The organism is Solibacillus sp. FSL R7-0682 (assembly GCF_038005985.1).
GTDB lineage: Bacteria > Bacillota > Bacilli > Bacillales_A > Planococcaceae > Solibacillus.
On record NZ_JBBOUI010000001.1, the window covers coordinates 1,410,703 to 1,436,020 of the forward strand.

The following is a 25,318-nucleotide window of genomic DNA, read 5'->3' on the forward strand; positions in this document are numbered from 1 at the left end:
TAGGTTTCCGATTAGTGGAAATTTGATAGTTATTGAATTGATTGGAGTGCAGGGTCGACTCCCGCGGGAACAGCACGACGCCTGAGACTACAGGCTCAGGCCGTGCCCGCGGAAAGCGTACCCGGAACGGAAGTCAATTCCTTCCATAGCAAAAAAACAGGATTTTTCTAAAGAGAAAAATCCTGTTTTTTATATTTTGTCCCGGCCGAATTTTTTATATAAAATTTCAATTGAAAACGTGCTTAAATCGGCAAGGAATGGTACGATAAAGGTTGGAAAAAAGCTAGGTACTATGTGAGGAAGTGAAAATATCATGACAACTGACCAAATACAAAATGACATTACAAAATACATTGAACAGCAATTATTTTTACTAACAAATAAAGCAGATATGGAAAGCTTTGAACAAGTGATTCAACAAAATGTTTCGCAAAAACGTGAATCCTCATCGTCTAAAGAAGATTTTTACGATCGATTAATGTTAAATATTGCGTATTTTGTAGAGAATAAAACAGCATGGTCCCAATTAATTCGTATGACATATGGCGCTGGACAAGTTCCAAAAATGAGTTATCTCGAAAATGAACTAATGGCGCAACAAATGCGAATCCGTCAAGACGTTGGCGAAAAAATGGACGACTATACGAGTGCATTTCATAAGCAGTATGCGGCGTTAAAAGTGACGGATGAAGATGTCATTTACGATTATGCCTATGCATCGGTAGAACATACATTACGCATTGATTTTTTAACGCATGTAACAGTAACCAATGCTGATATTTTATGTAAGGGCGATATTGATGAGACATTGAAAATAATAGAAGGCTACATAGCTTATCATGCAGATCAAATCGTCAATCAAATGACGCTTTCTTAAAGGAGAAATACAATGAAATCACCATATATTTTTTTACACAAAGCTCCACAAAATGATGGACAAAAAAAGCCAGCTATCTTTTTATTACACGGTCTAGGTAGTGATGAAAACGATTTATTGCAACTAGTTGACTCGTTCTCGTCACAATGCCACATTTTTAGCTTACAAGGACCCATTAAGCATCGACCAGGGTTTGCTTTTTACACATTTGAAGAAGAGGGTAAACCACATCGTGAGATTTTTGATAAAGTATTAAAAGCTACAGAAAGCTTTATTTTAGAAGCAGTTGAAGAGTACAATTTAGATCCAAAACAGCTTTATGTTGTTGGATTCAACCAAGGAGCAGCTATTGCCCAATCGTTAGCGATGGTGATGGGGAATGCATTGCGAGGGACAGTAGCATTAAGTGGCTATTTACCTGAATTTGCTGCGTTAGAATACAGCAAAAAAACGATGGATGAATCGAAAATTTTCATTTCACATGGTGAATATGATTATGATTTCCCATTTGTTTGGGCGGAGCATGCAGTACGCTTTTTTAATGATTACGGAACAAAAGTAACGTTTAAAACATACCCAGTTGGCCATGGTGTGTGCGAACAAAATTTACAAGATTTAATAGCTTTCATAGCAGAAGATTTAAAGACAACATTAAATTAATATTAGAAAGGGGTACATGATAGTATATAATCATGTACCCCTTTCTAGTTTATTCAGTAATCAAATTTTCTGCTTCCTCAATAGACATTGGCTTATAGAAGTAAAAGCCTTGTCCAGCCGGACAGCCTAGCTCCTGTAGCATTATTAGCTGTTCCTCAGTTTCGATTCCTTCAGCAATGGCGCGCATATGAATATTTTCAGCAAGCTGTATGATAGTTTGGACTACTGCATACATACCTGGTTCATTCATTGCATTGATAAAGCTTCGGTCAATTTTAATTTCAGAAAATGGCAGTTTCGGTAAATAGCTTAAGGATGAATAGCCAACGCCAAAATCATCTATGGAGCTTTCAATACCCAGTTCATTTAACTTCATTAAAATTTCTTTTGCTTTTGTAAGATCCTCAAGTTCTATGCTTTCTGTTACTTCAAATTTAATATATTTTGCTGGAACATTGTATTGTTTAAATAGTTTAATAATATTATCTAAAAATTTGGGTTCATAAAAATGATCAGGCGATACATTTAAAGCGACAGGTAACACCTTTTTGCCTTGATTAAGTAAATTTTGTAGCCATGTTAATATCGTTTTAAAGTTTAATAAATCTATTTCTTTAATTTTCCCTGATTTTTCAGCGATTGGAATGAACTGAGCTGGGGAAACATTTCCGAGTACATGTGAATGCCAGCGAGATAATGCCTCGAACCCTTCTACTTCTAATGTTTTAATATTTATTTTTGGTTGTAAATGTACGTAGAATTCACTATTTTGTATTCCATACGTAAGCTGATTGAAAATTTCCATTTCAACGGCAAGTGGCTTATTACTATTCTCTTCATATTCTGCCACACTTGTACCATTAATTTTTCTTGCTTTAGATAATGCGATATCAACTTCATGAATACATTGTTCGATCGTTTTCTGCTGATTGAATGTCGTTACGCCGATTTTTAATGTAATATAATTTTCAATACCGTTAAGGATAAAGGGCTTTTTCGTTAACGAATCAATGAGCAGTTTATAAATAGACCAATCCAATGAATCTGTTTTAGTTCCAACAATTATTGAATTTGAAAAACGCGCAATAAAAAAATCATGGGGTGCCGTAAGCTGGTACATGCGTTTTACAATTTGACTTAATAGCTCTGATCCAGCATTACGTCCATATAAATCAACAATTTTATTGTATTCGGTTGGGTGAATTAATGCAGTAAAGCCACTTTTCCCTTCAGTTAGCCATTGACTTAATTTTGATTTAAAGTAATGTGCATTTGGCAAATGTGTTTCTACATCATAAAAGGCTAACCTTCGCAGTTCATTTTTTTGAATTGCATACTTAATCGCTAGCTGTATAAGTAAAGTAAGTCGATTTAAATAATTGATATCTGCCTGCTTTAATTCAATATTATCTTGGTTAAACAATGTAAGAATGCCCATCATGTTTTTTTGTGAAACAATGATTGGTTTTGTCCAAGAGCTATATAGGTAATTTAACTGATTGGTACACAATAACTGTTCTTGCTGTTTTGTAAGAATAAATTCTTTAAGGTAAATTGCGGAATCATTAAACCCAATATTCGGTGTAATTTTTAATAACTCGAGCTCGTTTATAATTTCAATTGGTAGTGTATTAGAGCCTATAGAATTTAATGTTAATTCATTATCAAAAAGGTGTATTGTACAATAAACATCACGAATATAATATTTTTCAATCTTTTTAGTAATTAATGATAATATCGATTGTAAATTATGATCTACATCAATTGCTTCATATACTTCATGTTCAAGCTTTGAAAGCATTTTATTCAAAGCTAATTCTGTATTATCCTCACAAGTTAATAATAGGAGCTGAGTCGTTTGGTGTTCATTTTTAATCGGATGGATTGTGATTTTATGCCAAAATGCAGAACCGTCCATTGTATAATGTACTAACGTGAATTCTTTGGCTAGCCCATTTTTCAAATGATGGTGCAACTCCTGATAAGTGTCTAAATTTGTTCGATGCCCATTTAAGATTGTTAAGCTTTGTCCGACTAAGTTTTCTAGTTTATAATTGGTTAGTTTTAGAAAATCATCGTTCGCATGTAAGATTGGTAAGTTTGAATCCTGGTAATTAATGATGACCGTCCCTTTTGAAAGTTGGTTACTTAAAGTTTTTAACCAAATTAATAATTGGTCATTGGATGGGGGAATTAATTGTTTAATTAGCATCGAAAACACCCCTTTTTACTAGGTATATTTAACAATTAAAGTATAACAAAATTCCCAGTAAATGAAAGTGAAAATATAGAATTGTTTGAAAAATTCGTATTTACCATGACTTAAGTATGAGAGAATAGCTTTTTACGTATAAAAAAACATTCTCCTCGTAATGAAGGGAATGTATTTGGAAAGTAGGTTCGTCTATTTTTCTTTATGAAATAGTAACTTTTAAATTAATTGTCTCATATTATTTAAAAATATACGATTTAAGAAGTATAAATTTGTAGTTGCTCTATATTATTGCGCTATGTATACGTTATAAAACTGTTGTAATGCGTCAAGCCCTTTTTGCTCAATTAAAGTATTCCCATGAAACAACAGTTTAACTACTGTTTCATCTTCTATTATTAAGCCATCCTTTATTAAAAGTAATACTTCGATTTCACCGTTTTCAAGTAACTGTTTTTTTTCGATTCCTTGAAAATCTTGATCCGAAAATAATCCGTTATCTTTCCATGAACCTGTAACTTTTAATTGTTGGGCTTGTTCATCATAATTCCACTGTACATCGCGTAAAGTAGTTTTAAAAAGGTCGTTTATTGTAAAATTTTCGTTTTCGTGTTGAAGCTCTATAGCACGAATGTTATGCACTTCTATTGAAATAGCAGAAGCTGCGTCGTCTGCTCTAGTTGAAATGCCAGATACGGCTTCTTTAATATCACTACAGCCTACAAGTATTAATATTGTAAAAATGAGTAATAGCAGTTTCTCCATTAGAGTCCCTCCATCGTTTATATCGTTATTTCCATCTTACTAAATTGTATTTCTTGAAACATGCCAAATTCGCACTTGATTGTGAAATATTTGTAACAACCAACTGGATTATATAGAAAGATTAAATTTTTATCGTCACATTAAAAATCCGTATAAACAGTGTCAATTGTGGGAATGTAATAAGTAGAAGTGTTTTAAGTGGAATGGATAGTATGGCAACATCGGTGAATAAAGATGAAAGAGGGTAAAGTACGTTGAGAATTAATGACGAGTTATTGGATAAACTTGGCGTTTATTTCGTTTATCATGAGGTGTATAATCGCTACGGGATAACATTCGAAAGTTTTGTCGACCGCTGGACAAGAGGAATCATTGATTTATAAATATGAATGCTTATTGAATATAAAGATGAGGTTTTACAATATTTTGAGACCATTACATGATACGTAAGGAAAACAGTTGAGGATACTCAATTGTTTTCCTTTTTTTCTTTCTAAATGGATAAAGTTACGTTAGGATGGAGGCATAGTTTGTAAATAATATGAAAAGGAGTATTTATATGAAAATACGCGATCGAGGTATTCAAATTGGTCATATGCCAACAGGCAAAAACAATTGCATTACAGATGTACAAGGAGTTCATGTAGGTCACGTCACAATTGATCAGCCAATTAATGATGAAGGGGATGTAGCATGCACGGGAGTAACTGCTATCTTGCCTCATGGGGGAAATATATTTCAACAAAAAGTAACTGCTGCGAGCTATGTAATAAATGGGTTTGGTAAAACGACAGGACTTATTCAAGTAAATGAACTTGGTTTAATTGAATCTCCAATTATGCTGACAAATACTTTTAGTGTACCTGCTGTGACACACGGAACACTTCAATATTTACTCAAAGAAAATGAAGAAATTGGTGTCACAACTGGAACAGTGAATGTAGTTGTTGGAGAATGTAACGATAGTCATTTGAATTCTATTCGACATTTATTCGTTACCCCGGAGCACGCGATACAAGCAATTGAAAATGCCACAGGTCAAAAGGCCGATGAGGGAGCAGTCGGCGCGGGAAAGGGAATGGTTTGCTTTGGTTATAAAGGGGGAATCGGTACGTCTTCTCGTATTGTAGACGTAAAGGGTTCGGCGGATTCATATACAGTTGGATGTTTAGTATTAACCAATTTTGGCGCAAGTCATGAAATGCAAAAGGACCGATACAAGGGAAGTAATGAGCAACAGCAGTCAACAATTCCTCCTACGGATGGTTCGATTATTATAATTCTTGCGACAGACATTCCATTAAGTAGTAGCCAACTAACACGCGTTGTAAAACGATGTGGCGTAGGACTTGGACGAACAGGTAGTCATTTTTCACACGGTAGTGGGGATATTGTTATTGGTTTTACAACCGCTCATCAAATTAATCATAACGAAAGCAATTATATGGAATCACGCCAACAAATACGAGAGGACCACCCGGTTATGAATGAACTATTTGCTGCGGCGGCGGAAGTAACCGAAGAAGCAATTATGAATTCATTGTCCCAGGCAAAAACAACAAAAGGCAGAAACGGAAATATCGTCGAGGCGTATCATTTTTAATTTTTTTCCTAAAATAGATGAACGAATTTTATATGATGTAACATATTTAATTGGGCTGAATATAATATTAAAGTTTTACTTTATTACTATTATTTAAACATTTCTAATATTTTTAATATTGGTTTATTAATCAAGAAAAAAACTTCCATAATCGAAATATATATGGTATTTTATTAATTAATAACAGAATAATCTAAATTTTATAATATTTTATGTATGAATATTTATTACATAATAGAGGTGTTACACAATTAAAGAAAAATTATTTCAGCCTATAGAAATGGTGATTCCTACGACTATTAAACCGATCATAAAAGAAAACAAAGAGCCGTTAGTGCAGATCAAACCGATTATGCATCGACTTTTCATTTATGCAAGTTATTACGAACATAATATTCCGAATAGTTTGAAAAAAGTTTATTTACGTGAGCAAACTGCGAAGCAATTGTTCGTTGCGCTCTCTTATTTACCTGCTCAATATAGCTTCATACTTTATGATGGCTTTCGCCCTCTTCAAGTACAGCAGTTTTTATTTGAGCAAATAAAACAGAAAATTAGGAAGAAAAATCCAAACTGGTCAGTGGAGGAGATTCAATCAGAAACATTAAAATATGTGGCGTTTCCGAGTATTGAAGATGGTTATCCTGCACCGCATTTAACGGGAGGAGCTATTGACTTAACAATAGGTGATGCTGATGGGAACCCACTAGATATGGGCACTGCTTTTGATGAAACTACGGCCCAATCAGCAACTGCTTACTTTGAGTCTTATCCTCAAGAAAATCTAGTAGCTTTGCAAAATCGAAGACTATTATTTAATAGTATGTCATTAGCTGGTTTCAAAAATTATGAGGAAGAATGGTGGCATTATGATTTTGGCAATGTTACTTGGGCAAGAAAATCGGGCTTAAAGCAGGCGATTTACGGGCCTATACATGCAACAATTAAACAAAATGAACTAAAGGAGTATTATTTCAAATGAAAGTATACATTAGTGCAGATATAGAAGGGATTACAGGAACAACAACATGGAGTGAAACTGAATTAAATTTACCGGATTATATACAGTTTCAACAGCAAATGACAAAGGAAGTACTCGCCGCAATTGAAGGGGCAATAGCTGGTGGAGCAACAGAAATTTTATTAAAGGACGCCCATGATTCAGCACGTAATCTATTATTAGAGGATATTCCTGAAAATGTAAAAATAATTAGAGGTTGGACAAATGAGCCCATGTGTATGGTCGCAGGGCTAGACGAAAGCTTCGATCGTGCAATATTTATCGGCTACCACAGCGAGGGGGGGAGTGAACGCAATCCATTAGCCCACACGTTAAGCTTATTAGCAGATGTCAAAATTAATGGAGAATATGCAAGTGAATTTTTAATTAACACATATGCTGCAGCCCTTCATCAAGTTCCAGTTGCCTTTGTGAGCGGTGATCAAGCATTAACAGAACATATTGCGCGTTATAACGATAATATTGTGACATTCGCAACGAAGGAAGGCGTAGGATCAGCAACAATTAATGTAAGCCCACAAAAGACATTGAAAGAAACAAAGCGCCTTGTTGAAGAAGCAATGAAAGTAGATCGCAATAAAATTCAAGTAACGTTGCCTGAACATTTTAACGTAGAAATTATTTACAAAGATCATATGAGGGCTTATCGTAATTCATTTTATCCGGGTGCAAAATTCAAACCGCATAATACCGTTCAATTTGAAACAACTGATTATTTCGAAGTACTACGCATTTTACAATTTTTAACGTAACAGTAGGTGATGATATGAAAATAGCTCAAGTAAAAGTAGGAATAGTAGAAGCACCACTTATTACGCCTTTTAAAACGGCATTACGAACTGTACATAATATTCAAAATATAGCTGTGTACATTACGACAGATGATGGTCAAGTTGGCATAGGGGAAGCTGCACCAACCCAAGTCATAACCGGAGAAACAGTTAGCTCCATTCAATACGCAATTGAGCAAGTTATTGCCCCTGTTATTAGCGGCATTGAAATTGATGAAATTGCTTTATTATGTGAGCGCATTGACCAATGTCTATATAAAAACACGAGTGCAAAAGCGGCTGTAGAGATGGCTTTGTATGATTTATGGGCAAAAAAATATGATGCACCCTTATATAAAATACTTGGTGGCTATCGAGACAAGTTAACAACAGACATTACCATTAGTGTGAATGACAGTGAAGAAATGGTAAAGGATAGCCTAGAAGCAGTAAATCGTGGCTTTTCAATATTAAAAATAAAGGTTGGGAAAGATCCAAAAGGGGATGTTGACCGAGTCATTGCTATTCGTAAAGCTGTTGGAAATGAAGTGGTTTTACGAGTTGATGCCAACCAAGGCTGGACACCTAAAGAGGCGGTACGAATTATCGGACAGCTAGAAGATAAGGACGCACAAATTGAACTTGTCGAACAACCTGTTCATTACAGCGATATAAGTGGCATGCAATATGTAACGAATTATACGCAAACAAATATTTTGGCTGATGAAAGTGTCTTTTCACCAAAGGAAGCATTTGAACTCATTGAAAGACGTGCAGCAGATTTGATCAATATTAAATTGATGAAAACGGGCGGCATTTCAAAAGCTCAGCAAATTTGTCATATTGCAGAGGCAAGTGGTATCCAATGCATGATTGGCTGTATGTTGGAAACAAAAATAAGTGTAAGCGCTGCTGCTCATTTTGCAGCTGCAAATAAAAACATCACAATGGTCGATTTAGATGGACCGAGTCTTTGTGTTAAAGATCCGATTGAAGGTGGACCAATATTTGAAGGCGAAAGTATTCAAATGATTGAAAAGCCAGGATTAGGATTTTTACTATAGGTTGCTTCATTGTGCGAACGAAAGATAAGCGCATATGGACACCAAAACCAAAAAAGAAAATGGGGGAAATGACGTGAAAAAGTATTTACTTGCTTTAACATGTATGTTTGCACTTGTTTTAGCCGCTTGTGGCGATGATTCATCTGGATCTGACGGAGCGAAAGATTCAAGTAAGCCAGTAGAATACAGAACTGTATATTCTGGTGAAATTAAAACTTTAAACTACTTAAAAACTTCTGAAACAAATGAATTCGCAGTTGCTGCAAACTTAGTTGATGGACTTATTGAATATGATGAGTACGGTGTTGTAAAACCTGGTTTAGCAGAAAGCTGGGAGCCAAACGCAGATGCAACCGTTTGGACATTTAAATTACGTGAAGGCGTAAAATGGGTAGATCATGAAGGAAAAGAAGTAGCAGATGTCGTTGCACAAGATTTCGTAGATGGTTTAAATTACGTACTTGACGCGAAAAACGAGTCTTCTACGGCTTGGATTGCAACTGTTGTAAAAAACGGTGATGCATTCTATAACGGTGAAATTACTGACTTCACGGAAGTTGGAGTAAAAGCAATTGATGAAACAACATTAGAATACACATTAGAAGGGTCAACGCCATACTTCTTATCGATGTTAAACTATGTATGTTTCTTCCCTGTAAACGGTGCGTTTTTAGCTGAAAAAGGGGAAAGCTTCGGGACAACTCGTGAAAACTTCTTATATAATGGTGCGTACATTTTAGATAAGTTCGAACCACAAAATGAACGTGTACTTGTAAAAAACAGTAAATACTGGGATAAAGACGCTGTGAAAATTGATCGCATCCGTTACAAATACAATAAAGAAGCTGCTTCTGTAGCACCTGAAATGTTCTTACGTGGTGAAATTGATGGCGCAACAATTCCGACATCAATTTTAGATCAATGGTTAAAAGACGAAGAGAAAAAAGATCTAGTACGTCAAAATACAAACAACTTCTATACGTATTTCTATGCACTAAATTTCAATCCGCAATTTGATGCAGAGTATGCGCCAGAAAACTGGAAAGTGGCTGTCAATAATAAGGACTTCCGTAAATCGTTGTACCATGCACTTGACCGAGTATCTGCGATGTTAACGGTTGAGCCATACAATCCGCAAGATTTAATTTCAAATACAATTACACCGAAAAACTTCGTAGACGTTGAAGGTGTTGATTACACATTACTAGAACCTTTAAAAGCAATTACTGAAAACGAATCATTCAATGCTGACTTAGCGATTCAACATAAAGAAGCAGCTGTAGCCGCATTAACAGGGAAAGCAACATTCCCAGTAAAAGTTGTCTTACCATATAACTCTGGATCACCAGAGTGGGCAAACAGATCACAAGTTGTAGAACAACAATTAGAAAAATTATTAGGTGTAGATTATATCGATGTTGAATTATATGCGGGTCCTGCGACTGGATTCTTAGGCGAAGTTCGTCGTCCAGGTAAATTCTCAATGATCGAAGCAAACTGGGGTCCTGACTTTGCTGATCCATCAACTTACACAGATCCATTCACTGAAGGTGGAACTTATAACAAACCGGAGCTAGCTGAAGGGTACAATGGTGAATACCAAAAATTAGTTGATGCAGCGAAAGCAGAAGTAGAGCCTGCAAAACGTTATGAATTATTCGCACAAGCAGAGGCGTTCTTAATTGAAGAAGCATTTGTAATTCCTTACGCTGTTGGCGGTGCAGGTTATGTTGCGTCAAAATTAAATCCATTCGAATCACAATATTCTCCATTTGGTGTAACATCTGAGAAATTTAAAGGGCAGTCACTCCTAGAAAAGCCAATGAGCAATGAAGAATACAAGTCTGCTAAAGAAGCATGGGAAAAAGAACGTGCAGAAGCTTTAGCAAATGCTTCAAAGGAATAGATTCGCGCTTTTAGTTTATGTTAGGTCAGGGGATGACAGAATTTTTTCTGCATCTCCTTTCTTATTTTATTAAAAATGGTTCTAATTAAGAGAATGTACTGAGGAGGATGCACCTATGCTCAAATATATTGGAAAACGATTGGCACAATCGGTTTTCACGTTATTTATTATTATTACGATTGTTTTCTCCCTGTTACGACTAATGCCTGATGAAGGCTATTTAGGTGCTGCAGCAGAAAAAATGTCGGTAGAACAACAAGAAGTATACTTAACAAACTTAGGATTGCGAGATCCATTAATTGTACAGCTAGGGAACTTTTATGCAGATTTATTCCGAGGAGATTTAGGAAAATCCATAACATACCGTACAGATGTACCGGTAGTGGATATTATCCAAGATAAAATGATGTATTCCATCCTGTTCGGTCTAGGGGCAGTTATCTTATCGTTATTGGTAGGAGTACCCCTCGGTATTTTAATGGCCCAGTTAAAAGGGCGCTGGCTAGATCGTTTAGGTACAGGCTATATTGTATTTGTCGTTGCTGTACCAGCAATGGTGTATTTCTTAATGATTCAAATGTATATTACAGATTGGTTGAAACTACCGATGTTGTTTGATGAATATAATCCAAATAGCTTTATTTTACCATTAATTTCAATGGCACTAGCCCCAATCGCTTCTTATGCCATGTGGATGCGTCGCTATATGGTAGATGAGTTAAACAAAGATTATATAAAACTTGCTCGTGCAAAAGGGGTAACAGAGCGCAAAATTATGTTCCAACACGTATTACGTAACGCCTTTATTCCAATGGCACAATATTTACCGGCGACCATTTTATTTACGATAACGGGTTCAATTTATATTGAATCGTTATATTCAATTCCTGGTATGGGTGGATTATTAGTAGATGCCATTCAGCGTCAAGATAATAATGTCGTACAAGGATTAGTTCTTGTCTTTTCTTCACTGGGGATTATTGGATTAATTTTAGGGGACTTATTAATGGCGATTGTCGATCCTCGAATTAAGCTAGGGAAAGGAGATAGTGTACGCTAATGGGCCTATATTCAAAAGAGATTCAGAGTATTTCGGATAAATCAAATGAACAGCTTTTCGAATTTGCAGTAGCAGATGAGAAAAAAGCGGAAGAGACGGCCTATTCAAATTATTCTTATTGGCGTTCAACATTCCGTTCATTCTTAAAAAATAAAATCGCCGTATTTTTACTCTTTCTTGTTGTATTTTTAATTGCTTTTACATTTATTCAACCATATTTACCAGATCAAAAATCACCGACAGAAATTTATATTAATCCAGATACAGGTATGCAAGACCGAAATGTTTCCCCGAACGATGAGTATTGGTTTGGTACGAACTCAATTGGTCAAGATTTATGGTCTCGTATTTGGGAAGGGACTCGTACGTCGTTATTTATCGGCTTTAGTGTCGCTGTTATCGAGGTTATTATCGGTTTTACAATTGGTGCTTTATGGGGCTTCTCTCGTAAGCTCGAAATGCCGTTTACACAGCTTTATAACATCGTAGATAATATTCCGACGACGATTGTGTTAATTTTGATGTCCTATATTTTAAGACCGAGTGTCTCTACTATCATAATTGCAATGTGTATTACTGGCTGGGTGGAGATGGCTCGTTTCCTGCGAAATCAAATTGTTATTTTACGAGATCGGGAGTACAACTTAGCTTCGAAGACATTGGGAACACCAAGCTACCGTATTATTATTAAAAATCTATTACCTTATTTAATTTCAGTTATTATGCTACGCATGAGCTTAGCGGTACCATTTGCGATCGGCGCAGAAGTATTTTTAACGTACATCGGCTTAGGGCTTCCAGTAAGTGTGCCATCTTTAGGAAACTTAATTAATGAAGGTCGTGTATTAATGATGTCACCAGATTTACGTTATCAATTAATTTTCCCAAGTATTGTTTTAAGTGTGATTACAATTGCCTTTTATATTATCGGGAATTCATTTGCGGATGCAGCTGATCCGAAAAATCACGTGTAAGGAGGATGGCGTTATATGGAACGAGAAAAAATATTATCAATTGAAAATTTAATTATTAAGTTTAAATTGCGTGGTCAAACATTAACAGCCATTCGTGATATTTCTCTAGATTTATATAAAGGAGAAAGCCTTGCAATTGTTGGGGAATCCGGCTCTGGTAAGTCTGTTTTAGTGAAATCCATTATGGGCTTACTCGATAAGAATGGCTTTATTGATTCAGGAAGAATTTTATATGATGGACATAATTTAACCCAGTTTAAAGCAGAAAAAGACTGGTTAAAGGTGCGTGGAAAAAAAATCGCCATGGTTACGCAAGATCCGATGACGAGTTTAAATCCATTAAAGACAATTGGTAAGCAAATTGAAGAAAGTGTCGTTCTTCATCAAGGTGTAAAAGGGAAGCAAGCATACGAGAAAACATTACAGCTATTACGAGATGTTGGGATTCATGATGTAGAACGTCGTTATAAGCAATTCCCACACGAGTTTTCAGGCGGAATGAGGCAGCGTATTGTTATTGCTATTGCTATTGCATGTGACCCGCAAATTTTAATTTGTGATGAGCCCACGACAGCACTTGATGTAACGATTCAAGCGCAAATATTGCAGCTATTAACAAACTTACAAGAGAAGTATGGTTTATCTACGATTTATATTACGCATGACCTTGGTGTTGTAGCGAAAGTAGCAGACCGGATTGCCGTTATGTATGCAGGCGATATTATTGAGGTTGGTAAAACGAATGAAGTGTTCTTTGACGCCAAGCACCCATATACGTGGGCTTTAATTTCTTCGTTACCTCAGTTAGGCGTGAAAGGTGAGGAGCTTTATTCAATTAAAGGAACCCCACCAAACTTATTTAAGGAAATAAAAGGGGATGCATTTGCACCGCGTAATCAATATGCATTAAAAATTGATTTTGTTGAGCGACCACCGTTCTTTAAAATATCAGCTACCCACTATGCACGCACTTGGCTGTTAGATCCAAAAGCACCAAAAGTCGACCCTCCAGAAGTGTTACAAGCATTTTTTGAAGAAGGGAGACGTTATGCATATGACGAATAAAGAGCGTGAAAAAATTATTGAAGTGAAAAATATTGATATTATTTTTGGAGCTGGTAAAAAGCAATTTAAAGCAGTAGATAATGTAAGTTTTGATATTTACAAGGGAGAAACATTTGGGCTAGTAGGCGAATCAGGATCAGGTAAAACAACAATCGGTCGGGCCATTATGCGTATTAATCCTGTAACGAACGGTGAAATTTTATTTCATGGACAAAAAATTAATGGCCGAATAAGCCGTGGGTGGGATAAGGAAATTACGCAGCGCATTCAAATGATTTTCCAAGACCCAGGGGCATCTCTAAATGAACGTGCGAAAGTTGACTACATTATTTCAGAGGGCTTAATTAGCAATAAAAAATATCGTAATGAGCAGGAACGAATCGACAAAGTGAAGAAGGCACTTCTTGAAGTGGGCCTTTTACCAGAATTCGCTTCTCGCTTCCCTCATGAATTCTCTGGGGGGCAGCGTCAACGTATTGGGATTGCTCGTGCACTTGTGATGGAACCGGAGTTTATCGTTGCAGATGAACCGATTTCAGCACTAGACGTTTCGATCCGAGCACAAGTATTAAACTTATTATCAAGCCTTCAAGAACAACGTGACTTAACCTATTTATTTATTGCCCATGATTTATCAATTGTTCGCTTTATTACGGATCGTACGGCCGTTATTTATAAAGGGAAAATTGTTGAGCTAGGAGAAACAGAAAAATTATTTAATAATCCATTGCATCCTTATACGAAGGCACTTCTTGCGGCAGTTCCAGAGCCAAATCCTTATAAGGAGCGTCAAAAAAAGCTTCAAGTATATGACCCATCCGTACATCAATATGAGATGGATCCACCTGAATTTGTTGAAATTGAGGAAGGTCATTTTGTGTTAGCTAATAAAGAAGAACAGGCACAATATAAAGCCCAAATTGAGGCGAGAGGAGTAACGTCATGACTTTAACCATTCCAAAAGCATTGAAAAAAGGCGATACGGTAGCATTAATCAGTGCTTCTGGCGCAACGCCCTCTGAGAGGCTACAGCCAGCAATTGAAGCTGTTGAAAAGCTTGGCTTCAACGTGATTGTCGGTGAAACCTGTACGGCACGTCATGGCTATTTAGCGGGCTCGGATGAATTGCGTGCAGCAGAGTTGAATGCGATGTTCGCCAACCCTGATATTGATGGGATATTTTGTATTCGTGGTGGCTATGGTGCGACGAAAATTTTACCTAAGCTCGATCTAGAAATGATAAAAAATAACCCGAAAGTGTTTGCAGGTTATAGTGATGTGACGGCTTTACATATCGTCTTCAATCAGCAATGTGGCTTTGTCACGTACCATACACCGATGCCATCAACTGAGTTTATAAAAGAACAGATGGATGATTATACATGGCGCTATTTTATTAACAGTGTGACAAATACTGCTTGGAATAATTACTTGCTAGAAAATGTTGCAGGAGAAGAAATGACAACGGTCGTTGAAGGTACTGCAACGGGTGTATTAACAGGGGGCAATTTAACACTTGTTGTTGCTTCTTTAGGTACACCTTATGAAATTGATTTACAGGGAAAAATCTTATTTTTAGAAGACATTGATGAAAACGAGCAACGCATTGATCGTATGCTAACGCAGTTACAATTAACGGGCAAGCTTGATGGATTAGCAGGAATTATTTTAGGTGCTTGGACAGATTGTGGACCACCAAATCCGAAACAACCAGAAAATAGCCTACGCCTCGAAACGATTTTTGATGAAATTTTAACACCGCTTCGAATTCCAATTTTAATGAATGTTACGTGTGGGCATGTTCTGCCGACGATGTCCTTACCATTAGGAAAAACGGTGGCAATGGATGCAACAAATAAATCGCTTCGTGTTATTGGGTGATTCCATGGAAGCGAAAATTCACGAATTAATTGAACAAAGTCCATTTAAAGTACATGTGGTGGTGGAGGACTATAAAGAAAAAATACCGCCAATAGGTGTTCGAGAAGACGAAGTGTTTTCAAGTGCTAGTGTTATTAAAGTACCAATATTAATAGCGGTGCTACAGAAATTACAACAAACCGGTGGGGACCTTTACGAAACATTTCCAATTGCCGAGGAGAATATTGTAGATTTCAGTGTATTAACCGAGCAAAAAGTGAAGTCCGCTACATTATACGAGCTATTACTTTGGATGATCATAACGAGTGATAATACCGCTACAAATGTATGTATTGATTTTGTAGGGATGGAGCAGTTCCATCACTATTTTAGGGCATTTGATTTAAAGGCAACGAAAGTTCAGCGGAAAATGATGGACTTCGAACGTCAACAGCAAGGCTTTGATAATGAAACAACAGCTGCAGATATGCAACGATTATTTAAAAAAATATATGAGGGTGAGCTTTTAGAACAAAATTGGAACCAAATCGCCGTTGATATTTTAAGTCGTCAACGTAGCTCGGAATCATTAAAACGCTATATAGGTGACAATGTGAAAATCGCACATAAAACTGGTGGACTTGATACGGTCGATCATGATGTTGGCATTGTGTTTAGTGACATTGGTGATTATTTTATTGGGGTATTTGTGACCGAAGTAACGAATAATGACGAAGCGAAGCAGCTAATCGGGGCCATTTCGAAAATCGTTTATGACACATATAGAACGTAAGGAGGGAGAAAGGGTGAATGCAATTGTTAATGTTCGTATAGCCACATTGTTTTTAGAGCCTAATCTTTTAGCAGAAGTAGCCGACGAGGCATTATACGGAATGCCAGTCGAAATTATAGAAGAAATTGATGAAAGCTGGGTAAAGATCCGTACTTTTTATCGCTATGAGGGCTATGTATTAAAGGAAAATTTAATTATTGGCAATGAGCAGGTTTCAGCATGGATTACAACAGCAAATAGCGTCGTCATACAAAGCTTTGCTGATGTACTTGCTGCACCTAAAATACAAAGTACAACACTTATTTCGTTGACACGTGGTGCCTTTCTTCAACAAATTGATGAAGAAGGGTTACCACAAGAATGGTCTAAAGTTCAATTAGTCTCAGGTGAAACCGGTTATGTGCGAACTGAATGGGTGCAAGATCGTATAAAAGTATATACATTAAATGAGGAGTTATTCCGTCAGCAGGTTGTGCAAACAGCGTTTCGTTATTTAGGTACACCGTATCGTTGGGGAGGTAAATCACCTTTAGGCATTGACTGTTCAGGGCTTTGCTCCATGGCATATATGTTAAATGGTGCATATATTTATCGGGATGCAAATATTGTAGAGGGTTTCCCTTTACGCGAAATTACACAAGATGCTATGAAGCGAGGGGATTTAATTTTCTTCCCAGGTCATGTGGCAATGTATATTGGTGGCCAACACTATATTCATTCTTCGTTAGGTGGTAATGAAGTAAATATTAATAGTTTAAATCCACAGGATGAAAACTATCGAGAAGATTTAGCGACGACCATTACGGGGATTGGGAGTATATTTTAAAAGAAAAGCAACAGAAAAAGGTGATGAGTAGAAGTTTGAACTGAACCCCGAATAGTAGACACTTTAGAAAAAAGTGACCTATTCGGGGTTTTTTCTATTTTCATTCCTAGAAATCCCCGTTATACTGACCATACGATTTAAGAACGGGAGAACATCATGAGTAAAATAATTTTTAACGAACATCAACGTCGACAAATTGAACAGAATCCAAATGTCGTTTTGATAACCGATCGATCTATTCAATATACAGTAGCTTTCAAATTAAAAGCTGTTCAAGAAAATCTAAAAGGCAAAGGGCCTACCGAAATCTTCAAAGCTGCAGGCTTTGATTTAGAAATCATCGGGATTAAAAAAGTTCAAAGTGCTGTTCATAGGTGGAAGAAAATTTATCAAACATACGGTGAGGATGGTTTTACACAAGAGCGTCGTGGAAAAGGCAGTACAGGTCGCCCACGTGCCGAAAAATTATCAGCTGATAAAAAGTTAGAGAAAGCAGAAGCTCGTATTCGTCTATTGGAAGCAGAGCTAGCGCTCTTAAAAAAGCTCGACGAAATGGAAAGGCAGGCGAAGAAGAATCGTTTTTAACACCCAAAGAAAAATATCAAGCAATCAGTGAAACGATTCGATTATTTCAACTCAAAAATATGACACGGTATCTTTGTGAAGTAGCAAATGTCAGCTCGAGTGGTTACTATAAATGGCGACAAAATATGGAGAAACATTCATTACGTGAAGAAGCTGATTATCAAGATTATCTTTTACTAAAAGTAATCTATGATGAAGCAAAAGGCAAAATTGGTTATCGAGGGTTTTATATGGAACTGGTGGACCAATTAGGGAAACCGATGAACCATAAAAAAATTCTTCGATTGATGCGTAAATTTAATTTGTATGCGAAGGTTCGTCGTGCCAATCCTTATCGACTTATAGAAAAAGCGAATGAAGCACATCGTCAAATTCCAAATTACTTAAATCGGGCATTCAAACAAGACGAGCCAGGAAAAGTCTTCTTAACAGACATTACCTATCTCCAATATAAGGGTGGCCGTACGGCTTATTTATCATGTGTAAAAGATGTCGCAACGAGAGAAATCGTTGCGTATAAACTAGCTACTACTCTTAAATTGTCGATTGTTTATGAAACACTTGAACAATTAAAACATCATTTGGATGGGAATCTTCATCCGGAAGCAATGATTCATTCGGATCAGGGGTTTCATTATACACATCCAGGATTTCAGAAGCTTGTGAAAGACATGGGGTTAAAACAATCCATGTCACGTCGAGGAAACTGTCTAGATAATGCGCCAATGGAATCGTTCTTTGGTCATTTTAAAGATGAAGTCGATTATCATGAAGCTGAAAGTTTCACGGAGCTACATACACAAGTCATTGACTATATCACGCATTACAACCACACAAGAAAGCAATGGACATTAAAAAAGATGACTCCGGCGAGTTACCGAAGTCATCTAATCGCAGCCTAATTAAATGGCTATCTTGTTTTTTATTAAACTGTCTACAAAATAGGGTTCAGTTCAGTTTTTCTATCCATCACCTTTTATAATGTATTGCTTAAAAGTTTTTACAAATCCATTCGTTCGCTTCGAGCCAATTGGATACGCGAATTACGTTAGTTGGTACTGGCTTTTGATTGTACGGTGTATCGAATAAAACAACTGGAATGCTTAGCTCCTCTGCAATTTGAACAGCATTGTCATGCTTATCTTCAAAGAATGCTTCCACTTGATGCTTTTTTGCAACCTCAAGCTTGTTATGACTACCGATTAACTCAATGTGATCATAGGGCACATTAAATTCAGCGAACCAGTTTTTCGTAACATCAAACACATTTGTACCACGCGCGGATATATAATAGAGCTCATATTTTTTTTGCCACTCTGTTAAGATCGCTTGGGCATCCGCTGCAAGCTCACTCACTTGATACATGTATGGCTCATTTTCTTTAAACCATAAATTGAATTGTTGACGATCAACAGGATGTGGAAAGCCACTTAAAAAATCGTATTCCGTTACATCAGCAATCGTCATATTAATATTATATTGTCGATTAATGTGAGGAAGTAACGTAGCAGGACAAGTAACCGTCCCATCAATATCAATTCCAAATCGATGTTTTCCAGCAACCATTTCAATATACTCCTCTTTATGCGTTCGCGTTTGCTTCTGCTTCACGTTTTTCAGCCATTTCAGCAGCTAATTTATCAATCTCTTTTTTCAGTTCTTCTACCATTGTTTCTTCTGGTACTTTACGCACTGTTTTGCCCTTCATAAATAGTAGGCCTTCTCCACGTGCACCTGCAATACCGATATCAGCCTCACGCGCCTCACCAGGACCGTTAACCGCACAGCCTAGTACAGCTACCTTTAATGGGACATTTAATTTAGAAATATATTCTTCTACCTCATTGGCAATTGAAATTAAGTCAATTTCAATACGGCCACATGTTGGGCATGAAATTAATGTAGCCATATTGGATGCAAGCCCGAATGATTTTAATAGTTCGCGAGCTACTTTAATTTCTTCCACTGGGTCAGCTGATAAGGAAATACGTAATGTATTCCCAATCCCCTTAGAAAGAATTGCGCCTAAACCAGCAGCTGATTTTACAGTACCAGCAAATAATGTACCTGATTCTGTAATACCAAGGTGAAGTGGGTAATCAAATGCTTTTGCCGCCTTTTCATACGCTTCAATTGCAAGGTTAACGTCAGAAGCCTTCATAGAAACGATAATATCGTGGAAGTCTAGGTCTTCTAATATTTTTATGTGATGTAATGCAGACTCAACCATTCCGTCTGCAGTAGGGTAGCCATATTTTTCAAGGATGTGGCGCTCTAAAGAACCAGCGTTTACACCGATACGAATTGGAATACCTTTTGCTTTAGCGGCATTAACAACTGCCTCAACTTTTTCACGGCGTCCGATATTACCTGGGTTAATACGTACTTTATCAATACCGCCTTCAATTGCTTTTAATGCTAACTTGTAATCAAAGTGAATATCCGCAACTAATGGGATATTAATTTGTTTTTTAATTTCTGGAATCGCATTTGCTGCACGTTCATCAGGAACAGCGACACGTACAATTTGACATCCTGCTTCTTCTAAACGTTTAATTTCAGCAACTGTCGCTTCAACATCGTGTGTTTTTGTCGTACACATACTTTGAATTACGACTTCATTATTGCCACCAATTGTTAAATTACCGACACGTACAGGACGCGTTTTCGTACGGTGAACGATTTCACTCATGAAAATTCTCTCCTTCTCAGGCTTTTAAATGTCTAATCGAATGATTCGATTAATATATATGTAAGCCGTCACTGAACTTTATTTTATCAGTGTATGATTCGAAGGACAAGGAAGAAACGCTACGATTTCATTTTGAGCACATTTCTTCCGTTTTTACGTGAATCGGAATTAATACTGTATCACCTTGTACGAGCGTTTGTAATTGTAAGTGCGGATTTAGTTCGTAAAACTTTGCTAATCTTTCAGGAAAGGTCATTTTCGTAGGAGAAGGTGTTGCGGAAAATAGACTGTAAATGGTATCGCCTTCCATTATTGTAACGGTCACATAAGAATATTCATCCTTTTCCACACAGGGAGCAGGTGCAGCATAAAAAGAAGTCATTGGAAGTGTACCTTCTTGTATATCAACTTTAATAACGAAGGCAAGTATCAGAATAATAATCGAAGCTATGAGAAAGCGCAAAAAAATCCCCCCGTTTATCATATAATTTACTAGTAAAAGTTCTTACTGAATTATATGTTTACGAGAAGGATTCATTCTTTATTTTGCTAAAGGATATTTAGTTAATGCAAGAATAATAAACAACATTGTTATAAATACACTAACAAGCGTCATAATAGTTGGTGAAATAGGGAATAGGCTACCGAACATCGTTATAAATGTTGCCCATGTACATGCAAAAACTGCTGATCGCCAAACTTGACGATATTCCCCGCGTCGCTTCATTGGATTGATAAAAAGTTGTCCAGCAAGGGCATACAAGCTAACTTTAACAAAGTACACGACGGTGTTCATGACAAATAACATGACAAGCGCAATCGGATACACAATCCATTGTATACTTTTCGCATATTGTTCGATTTCTGAATAGCCAAATATTTCATTTGTACCATTATTTAAAAACTGACCAAATGAAAATGCTGTCAGTAACGCGATCATTAAAAAGGCATATTGCATTACTTTACCAATGGATAATATTCGATAGGCGCCTAGCTTTTTAGGATTTGTTAAACTATCAATTAATAATTGCATGTGAGAAATTTTCATATGTATTTTGTCTCCTTTTGCAGTAGTTTAACATGAAATATTCTCCATTAACATTGGCTAGAAGGAAATTGAAACTTTTCTTCATTTTTTACGTATAGTTGGTCTAGAAGTGATTTAAATAATAAACGATAAAAAAAGTGTTTTTAAAGGATGTGTAGTAAATGGAAATCGTCGCGTGGGTTATTATTATCGCGTTATTTATCATCGCGTTTGTTGGGCTTGTTTATCCGATAATTCCGTCTGTATTATTTTTACTCGGAGGGTTTATCGCGTACGGTCTATTTTTTAGTTTTAGTCATTTTCCATGGTGGTTCTGGGTTATTGAAATTTTGTTCGTTGCATTGCTATTTGCAGCGGACACTATCTCAAACTTAGTCGGTGTGAAAAAGTTTGGTGGCTCTAAAGCTGGTATGTGGGGGAGTACCATTGGTCTACTTATTGGACCGTTTGTCATCCCATTTGCAGGGATTATAGCTGGCCCGTTTATCGGTGCAATTATAGGAGAACTTTTAGTAGAGCGAAAATCCATTAATCAGGCCGTGAAAGTGGGTGTTGGATCGGTCATTGGATTTTTAACTTCAGTTGTTACAAAGGGGATTGTACAGGCGGTTATGATTGTTTTATTTTTTATTGCAATTTAGGCTAGTGTATTAATTGAATTTATACAGCCATTTGTCGTACACTAGTTTTGGAAATGATTACAAAGGGATGTGCTAGGAAGCAAACCAATATTTCCGTCAAAAGGCTGAAATGTACAATTTACTATTTTTTTCGTTGAAGGTAGCGCTTATTTTTGATAACCTAGTACTGTAATCAACATTAAAACATTGTTCCAGGGAGGAATACAAAATGGCTTACAAATTACCAGAATTAACTTACGCTTATGATGCATTAGAACCACATATCGATGCAAAAACAATGGAGATCCACCATTCTAAACACCACAATACTTACGTAACAAACTTAAACGCTGCTGTAGAAGGTACTGAATATGCAGACAAAGATATTAACGAACTAATCGCTGATATTGATGCATTACCAGCTAACATTCAAACTGCAGTTCGTAACAACGGTGGCGGTCACGCAAACCACTCATTATTCTGGGAAGTAATCGCTCCAGGCGGTTCTAACACACCAGTTGGCGAAGTAGCTGCTGCGATCGACGCAAAATTTGGTTCATTTGACGCTTTCAAAGAAGAGTTTGCTAAAGCTGCAACAACTCGTTTCGGTTCAGGTTGGGCTTGGTTAATCGTTGACGGTGACTCTGTTGCTGTAACATCAACTCCAAACCAAGACTCTCCAGTAATGGAAGGTAAAACGCCAATCCTAGGCTTAGACGTTTGGGAGCACGCTTACTACTTAAACTACCAAAACCGTCGTCCAGACTACATCGGTGCTTTCTGGAACGTAGTGAACTGGGACGTAGTAGAAGCTAAATTCCAAGCAGCTAAATAAGTTTATTTAGTCGCCATATATTGCATACTCAAAACGCATGAGAAGTTTCAATACTTTTCATGCGTTTTTTCATGACATTTTTTGTGTGATTCGGTAAGATTTCTTTAATTAGGAAAGTTTGGAGTGAAGTATATGTTTGATGAATTTATCGCACAGATTGATGAAAAATGGCATGCTGCATTTGTACAGCTGATGCTAACGGTAGATGAAAATATACCGTCAGGCTTTGAAAAGACGCTAACAGGTAATATGATTGCCTATAGTGTACCGCTTGAAGCCTATCCAAAGGGTTATCATGTCACACCAAATACACCACTACCATTTTTGAGTATTGCCCCACAAAAAAGGCATTTAGCACTCTATCATTTGGGGATGTATGCAGATTCAACATTATTAGCATGGTTTAAGCAAGAATACGAAAAAACTGTACCTACAAAGCTCAACATGGGTAAAAGCTGTATTCGCTGGACTTCGACGAAGCATATTCCATATAACTTAATCGCACAGCTTTGCCAAAAGATGACGATCAATCAATGGATTGAGCTTTACGAGAAAACGCATTTAAAAGGTTAAAAGCTCATATCTTTAAAGCGAATGAAATTTACTAAATATTGATTAATTTGTTCGGGTGTCTCTTCGTAGTTATTATGATGCCACTGCAAAATAATGCCGATAATTGCATTGGCCGTATAACTAACAAAATAATCGATTTGTTTTTCGGGCATTTGTTGGACATGCTCATTGTGAAAGGACAAAATAAATGATCGAATTGTTGCAAAAAGCTTTTGATAATAAATCATTGGAATTTTTTCATCGAATACGATGCGATAAAATGACTCATACTTTTTAACATGATGGAAAATTTGAATCATTTCAGGCGTTAGCTGTGAAATATTATCTTGCGTCACATCGTAGGGAAACTCATAGGATAGCTTTAAATCTTTGACGATTTCAGTGAAATAGCGTTCAAATACACCGTGGACATTTTTGTAATGTAAATAAAATGTGCCGCGGTTTATTTCTGCAATACGGCAAAGCTCCGCTACCGATATATTTTCTAAAGATTTGTTTTTTAATAGGATAAGCAAAGCACGTTGCAAGCTTTCATGAGTCTTTTTGACACGTAAATCCATAAATAAATTCTCCTTTTTTGAACACATCTCTTAAAAAGTGTTGATTATTGAACGAAAAGTACATTTTCTGTTGTTTGTACATTTATTTTGTTTTGATTATAATTTTTATTGAACAGTTGTACAATATCTTGTTTCTGAAAGGGAGTATTTATTATGAAATTAAAAGATAAAGTAGCGATCGTAACGGGCTCTGCATCTGGTATGGGGAAAGCGATCGCTGAAGCTTACGCGAAAGAAGGAGCAAAGGTAGTCGTTTCAGATTTAAACGAAGCAGGTGCTAAAACAGTAGCAGATGAAATTATTGCTAACGGAGGTCAAGCATTTGCAATCGCGACAAACGTAGCAAAAGACGAAGATTTAACAAAACTATTCGATACAACAATCGAACAATTTGGTCAATTAGACATTTTAGTAAATAATGCAGGAATTATGGATGGTTTTGAGCCAGTAAATGAAATCAAAGACGATCGTTGGGATTTAATTTTCGCGGTAAACACAACATCAGTCATGAAATCAATGCGTATTGCTACTGACCTATTTTTAAAGCAAGGTCACGGTGTAATTATTAACAATATTTCTGCGGGTGGCTTAAACGGTGGTCGCGCAGGAGCGGCTTATACAGCTTCTAAACATGCTGTTGTTGGGCTAACTAAAAATACAGCATTCATGTACTCACAAAGTGGTATTCGCTGCAATGGTATTGCCCCAGGTGCAGTTATGACAAACATTCAACAATCGATGACAAATGTTAGCCAATATGGCGCAGGTCAACAGCAAAAAGGTTCTGCATTAATTCCACGTGTTGGTAAGCCAGAAGAAATCGCTAACTTAGCAGTATTTTTAGGCTCTGAAGATTCAAGCTTCATTAATGGTCAAATAATTACTGCAGATGCAGGATGGACAACTTACTAATTTTTTAAGACAGCTTTGTAGGTGAAAACTTACAAAG

Annotated in this window: 27 protein-coding genes; 20 read left to right on the forward strand and 7 right to left on the reverse strand. The window is 36.6% G+C overall.

Annotated elements, in window-relative coordinates; genetic code table 11:
* The first annotated feature begins 313 nt into the window (after window positions 1-313).
* Both MKZ17_RS07080 and MKZ17_RS07085 read left to right on the forward strand, forming a co-directional pair.
* The gene (locus MKZ17_RS07080) at window positions 314-877 is read left to right on the forward strand and encodes a DNA helicase (RefSeq protein WP_340723050.1); all 564 of its coding nucleotides are present in this window, start codon (window positions 314-316) and stop codon (window positions 875-877) included.
* 12 nt (window positions 878-889) lie between these two features.
* Complete coding sequence (locus MKZ17_RS07085) at window positions 890-1,537, forward strand: alpha/beta hydrolase (protein WP_340723051.1); 648 nt, start codon at window positions 890-892, stop codon at window positions 1,535-1,537.
* 49 nt (window positions 1,538-1,586) lie between these two features.
* Here MKZ17_RS07085 and MKZ17_RS07090 read toward each other — a convergent pair whose 3' ends face one another.
* Both MKZ17_RS07090 and MKZ17_RS07095 read right to left on the reverse strand, forming a co-directional pair.
* Window positions 1,587-3,749, reverse strand: coding sequence for an EAL domain-containing protein (locus tag MKZ17_RS07090; RefSeq protein WP_340723052.1), 2,163 nt, complete (start codon window positions 3,747-3,749; stop codon window positions 1,587-1,589).
* A gap of 288 nt (window positions 3,750-4,037) precedes the next feature.
* Complete coding sequence (locus MKZ17_RS07095; protein ID WP_340723053.1) at window positions 4,038-4,514, reverse strand: 23S rRNA methyltransferase; 477 nt, start codon at window positions 4,512-4,514, stop codon at window positions 4,038-4,040.
* Between the two features lie 254 nt (window positions 4,515-4,768).
* Here MKZ17_RS07095 and MKZ17_RS07100 point away from each other — a divergent pair, with 254 nt between their 5' ends.
* The 14 genes from MKZ17_RS07100 to MKZ17_RS07165 all read left to right on the forward strand — a co-directional run bounded on the left by MKZ17_RS07100 (window position 4,769) and on the right by MKZ17_RS07165 (window position 18,943).
* On the forward strand, window positions 4,769-4,897 hold the full coding sequence (locus tag MKZ17_RS07100) for a hypothetical protein (RefSeq protein WP_340723054.1): 129 nt from the start codon (window positions 4,769-4,771) through the stop codon (window positions 4,895-4,897).
* A 176-nt stretch (window positions 4,898-5,073) separates the two neighbouring features.
* The gene (locus MKZ17_RS07105) at window positions 5,074-6,117 is read left to right on the forward strand and encodes a P1 family peptidase (protein ID WP_340723055.1); all 1,044 of its coding nucleotides are present in this window, start codon (window positions 5,074-5,076) and stop codon (window positions 6,115-6,117) included.
* Window positions 6,118-6,451: 334 nt separating this feature from the next.
* Entirely contained in the window at window positions 6,452-7,099 is a 648-nt protein-coding gene (locus MKZ17_RS07110; RefSeq protein WP_340723056.1) for a M15 family metallopeptidase, read from the forward strand.
* Window positions 7,096-7,890 carry a M55 family metallopeptidase gene (locus MKZ17_RS07115; RefSeq protein WP_340723057.1) on the forward strand — a complete coding sequence of 265 codons (795 nt, stop codon included), beginning with the start codon at window positions 7,096-7,098 and terminating at the stop codon, window positions 7,888-7,890. The genes MKZ17_RS07110 and MKZ17_RS07115 overlap by 4 nt, the downstream gene beginning before the upstream one ends.
* A gap of 14 nt (window positions 7,891-7,904) precedes the next feature.
* Window positions 7,905-8,972, forward strand: a complete 1,068-nt coding sequence (locus tag MKZ17_RS07120; RefSeq protein WP_340723058.1) for a dipeptide epimerase — start codon at window positions 7,905-7,907, stop codon at window positions 8,970-8,972.
* A 73-nt stretch (window positions 8,973-9,045) separates the two neighbouring features.
* Window positions 9,046-10,878: a peptide ABC transporter substrate-binding protein gene (locus tag MKZ17_RS07125; protein ID WP_340723059.1), complete on the forward strand. Its 1,833-nt coding sequence runs from the start codon at window positions 9,046-9,048 to the stop codon at window positions 10,876-10,878.
* Between the two features lie 115 nt (window positions 10,879-10,993).
* Window positions 10,994-11,938 (forward strand): ABC transporter permease, encoded by a 945-nt coding sequence (locus tag MKZ17_RS07130; protein WP_340723060.1) that lies wholly within the window; start codon window positions 10,994-10,996, stop codon window positions 11,936-11,938.
* Window positions 11,938-12,912, forward strand: a complete 975-nt coding sequence (locus MKZ17_RS07135) for an ABC transporter permease (protein ID WP_340723061.1) — start codon at window positions 11,938-11,940, stop codon at window positions 12,910-12,912. The genes MKZ17_RS07130 and MKZ17_RS07135 overlap by 1 nt, the downstream gene beginning before the upstream one ends.
* A 15-nt stretch (window positions 12,913-12,927) precedes the next feature.
* Entirely contained in the window at window positions 12,928-13,977 is a 1,050-nt protein-coding gene (locus MKZ17_RS07140) for an ABC transporter ATP-binding protein (RefSeq protein ID WP_340723062.1), read from the forward strand.
* A complete protein-coding gene (locus MKZ17_RS07145) occupies window positions 13,967-14,923 on the forward strand; it encodes an oligopeptide/dipeptide ABC transporter ATP-binding protein (protein WP_340723063.1) in 957 nt (318 codons plus the stop codon). Before MKZ17_RS07140 ends, MKZ17_RS07145 begins: the two co-directional genes overlap by 11 nt.
* On the forward strand, window positions 14,920-15,858 hold the full coding sequence (locus tag MKZ17_RS07150; protein ID WP_340723064.1) for a S66 peptidase family protein: 939 nt from the start codon (window positions 14,920-14,922) through the stop codon (window positions 15,856-15,858). Before MKZ17_RS07145 ends, MKZ17_RS07150 begins: the two co-directional genes overlap by 4 nt.
* Window positions 15,824-16,630 carry a serine hydrolase gene (locus MKZ17_RS07155; RefSeq protein WP_340723065.1) on the forward strand — a complete coding sequence of 269 codons (807 nt, stop codon included), beginning with the start codon at window positions 15,824-15,826 and terminating at the stop codon, window positions 16,628-16,630. Before MKZ17_RS07150 ends, MKZ17_RS07155 begins: the two co-directional genes overlap by 35 nt.
* A 13-nt stretch (window positions 16,631-16,643) precedes the next feature.
* The gene (locus tag MKZ17_RS07160) at window positions 16,644-17,456 is read left to right on the forward strand and encodes a C40 family peptidase (protein ID WP_340723066.1); all 813 of its coding nucleotides are present in this window, start codon (window positions 16,644-16,646) and stop codon (window positions 17,454-17,456) included.
* Window positions 17,457-17,612: 156 nt separating this feature from the next.
* Window positions 17,613-18,943, forward strand: a protein-coding gene (locus MKZ17_RS07165; RefSeq protein ID WP_340722276.1) for an IS3 family transposase whose coding sequence is annotated in 2 segments (ribosomal slippage) — window positions 17,613-17,988 and window positions 17,988-18,943 — 1,332 coding nt in all. Because the reading frame shifts where the segments join, the coding sequence is not laid out codon by codon here.
* Between the two features lie 88 nt (window positions 18,944-19,031).
* On the opposite strand, the gene MKZ17_RS07170 is transcribed toward MKZ17_RS07165, so the two are convergent.
* The 4 genes from MKZ17_RS07170 to MKZ17_RS07185 all read right to left on the reverse strand — a co-directional run bounded on the left by MKZ17_RS07170 (window position 19,032) and on the right by MKZ17_RS07185 (window position 21,781).
* On the reverse strand, window positions 19,032-19,607 hold the full coding sequence (locus MKZ17_RS07170) for a hypothetical protein (protein ID WP_340723067.1): 576 nt from the start codon (window positions 19,605-19,607) through the stop codon (window positions 19,032-19,034).
* Window positions 19,608-19,623: 16 nt separating this feature from the next.
* Window positions 19,624-20,733 carry a flavodoxin-dependent (E)-4-hydroxy-3-methylbut-2-enyl-diphosphate synthase gene (gene ispG / locus MKZ17_RS07175; RefSeq protein ID WP_340723068.1) on the reverse strand — a complete coding sequence of 370 codons (1,110 nt, stop codon included), beginning with the start codon at window positions 20,731-20,733 and terminating at the stop codon, window positions 19,624-19,626.
* Between the two features lie 127 nt (window positions 20,734-20,860).
* A complete protein-coding gene (locus MKZ17_RS07180) occupies window positions 20,861-21,196 on the reverse strand; it encodes a hypothetical protein (RefSeq protein ID WP_340723069.1) in 336 nt (111 codons plus the stop codon).
* A gap of 78 nt (window positions 21,197-21,274) precedes the next feature.
* On the reverse strand, window positions 21,275-21,781 hold the full coding sequence (locus tag MKZ17_RS07185) for a DUF1189 family protein (protein ID WP_340723070.1): 507 nt from the start codon (window positions 21,779-21,781) through the stop codon (window positions 21,275-21,277).
* Window positions 21,782-21,942: 161 nt separating this feature from the next.
* On the opposite strand from MKZ17_RS07185, the gene MKZ17_RS07190 reads away from it, so the two are divergent.
* The 3 genes from MKZ17_RS07190 to MKZ17_RS07200 all read left to right on the forward strand — a co-directional run bounded on the left by MKZ17_RS07190 (window position 21,943) and on the right by MKZ17_RS07200 (window position 23,809).
* Entirely contained in the window at window positions 21,943-22,422 is a 480-nt protein-coding gene (locus MKZ17_RS07190) for a DUF456 domain-containing protein (protein WP_340723071.1), read from the forward strand.
* 208 nt (window positions 22,423-22,630) lie between these two features.
* Window positions 22,631-23,236: a superoxide dismutase gene (locus tag MKZ17_RS07195; protein ID WP_340723072.1), complete on the forward strand. Its 606-nt coding sequence runs from the start codon at window positions 22,631-22,633 to the stop codon at window positions 23,234-23,236.
* 132 nt (window positions 23,237-23,368) lie between these two features.
* Window positions 23,369-23,809, forward strand: coding sequence for a DUF1801 domain-containing protein (locus tag MKZ17_RS07200; protein ID WP_340723073.1), 441 nt, complete (start codon window positions 23,369-23,371; stop codon window positions 23,807-23,809).
* On the opposite strand, the gene MKZ17_RS07205 is transcribed toward MKZ17_RS07200, so the two are convergent.
* Window positions 23,806-24,369: a TetR/AcrR family transcriptional regulator gene (locus tag MKZ17_RS07205; protein WP_340723074.1), complete on the reverse strand. Its 564-nt coding sequence runs from the start codon at window positions 24,367-24,369 to the stop codon at window positions 23,806-23,808. The two genes, MKZ17_RS07200 and MKZ17_RS07205, sit on opposite strands and share 4 nt — an antisense overlap.
* A 153-nt stretch (window positions 24,370-24,522) precedes the next feature.
* Between MKZ17_RS07205 and MKZ17_RS07210 the strand changes: the two genes are divergently transcribed.
* Window positions 24,523-25,281 carry an SDR family oxidoreductase gene (locus MKZ17_RS07210; protein ID WP_340723075.1) on the forward strand — a complete coding sequence of 253 codons (759 nt, stop codon included), beginning with the start codon at window positions 24,523-24,525 and terminating at the stop codon, window positions 25,279-25,281.
* Window positions 25,282-25,318: the final 37 nt, after the last annotated feature.

What these genes read in the sequence shown, in the direction of transcription:
- MKZ17_RS07080 (WP_340723050.1), top strand. Translation starts at nt 314, where the DNA reads ATGACAACTGACCAAATACAAAATGACATTACAAAATACATTGAACAG.
- MKZ17_RS07085 (WP_340723051.1), top strand. Translation starts at nt 890, where the DNA reads ATGAAATCACCATATATTTTTTTACACAAAGCTCCACAAAATGATGGA.
- MKZ17_RS07090 (WP_340723052.1), bottom strand. Translation starts at nt 3,749, where the DNA reads ATGCTAATTAAACAATTAATTCCCCCATCCAATGACCAATTATTAATT.
- MKZ17_RS07095 (WP_340723053.1), bottom strand. Translation starts at nt 4,514, where the DNA reads ATGGAGAAACTGCTATTACTCATTTTTACAATATTAATACTTGTAGGC.
- MKZ17_RS07105 (WP_340723055.1), top strand. Translation starts at nt 5,074, where the DNA reads ATGAAAATACGCGATCGAGGTATTCAAATTGGTCATATGCCAACAGGC.
- MKZ17_RS07115 (WP_340723057.1), top strand. Translation starts at nt 7,096, where the DNA reads ATGAAAGTATACATTAGTGCAGATATAGAAGGGATTACAGGAACAACA.
- MKZ17_RS07120 (WP_340723058.1), top strand. Translation starts at nt 7,905, where the DNA reads ATGAAAATAGCTCAAGTAAAAGTAGGAATAGTAGAAGCACCACTTATT.
- MKZ17_RS07130 (WP_340723060.1), top strand. Translation starts at nt 10,994, where the DNA reads ATGCTCAAATATATTGGAAAACGATTGGCACAATCGGTTTTCACGTTA.
- MKZ17_RS07135 (WP_340723061.1), top strand. Translation starts at nt 11,938, where the DNA reads ATGGGCCTATATTCAAAAGAGATTCAGAGTATTTCGGATAAATCAAAT.
- MKZ17_RS07140 (WP_340723062.1), top strand. Translation starts at nt 12,928, where the DNA reads ATGGAACGAGAAAAAATATTATCAATTGAAAATTTAATTATTAAGTTT.
- MKZ17_RS07145 (WP_340723063.1), top strand. Translation starts at nt 13,967, where the DNA reads ATGACGAATAAAGAGCGTGAAAAAATTATTGAAGTGAAAAATATTGAT.
- MKZ17_RS07150 (WP_340723064.1), top strand. Translation starts at nt 14,920, where the DNA reads ATGACTTTAACCATTCCAAAAGCATTGAAAAAAGGCGATACGGTAGCA.
- MKZ17_RS07155 (WP_340723065.1), top strand. Translation starts at nt 15,824, where the DNA reads ATGCAACAAATAAATCGCTTCGTGTTATTGGGTGATTCCATGGAAGCG.
- MKZ17_RS07170 (WP_340723067.1), bottom strand. Translation starts at nt 19,607, where the DNA reads ATGGTTGCTGGAAAACATCGATTTGGAATTGATATTGATGGGACGGTT.
- ispG (WP_340723068.1), bottom strand. Translation starts at nt 20,733, where the DNA reads ATGAGTGAAATCGTTCACCGTACGAAAACGCGTCCTGTACGTGTCGGT.
- MKZ17_RS07185 (WP_340723070.1), bottom strand. Translation starts at nt 21,781, where the DNA reads ATGAAAATTTCTCACATGCAATTATTAATTGATAGTTTAACAAATCCT.
- MKZ17_RS07190 (WP_340723071.1), top strand. Translation starts at nt 21,943, where the DNA reads ATGGAAATCGTCGCGTGGGTTATTATTATCGCGTTATTTATCATCGCG.
- MKZ17_RS07195 (WP_340723072.1), top strand. Translation starts at nt 22,631, where the DNA reads ATGGCTTACAAATTACCAGAATTAACTTACGCTTATGATGCATTAGAA.
- MKZ17_RS07200 (WP_340723073.1), top strand. Translation starts at nt 23,369, where the DNA reads ATGTTTGATGAATTTATCGCACAGATTGATGAAAAATGGCATGCTGCA.
- MKZ17_RS07205 (WP_340723074.1), bottom strand. Translation starts at nt 24,369, where the DNA reads ATGGATTTACGTGTCAAAAAGACTCATGAAAGCTTGCAACGTGCTTTG.
- MKZ17_RS07210 (WP_340723075.1), top strand. Translation starts at nt 24,523, where the DNA reads ATGAAATTAAAAGATAAAGTAGCGATCGTAACGGGCTCTGCATCTGGT.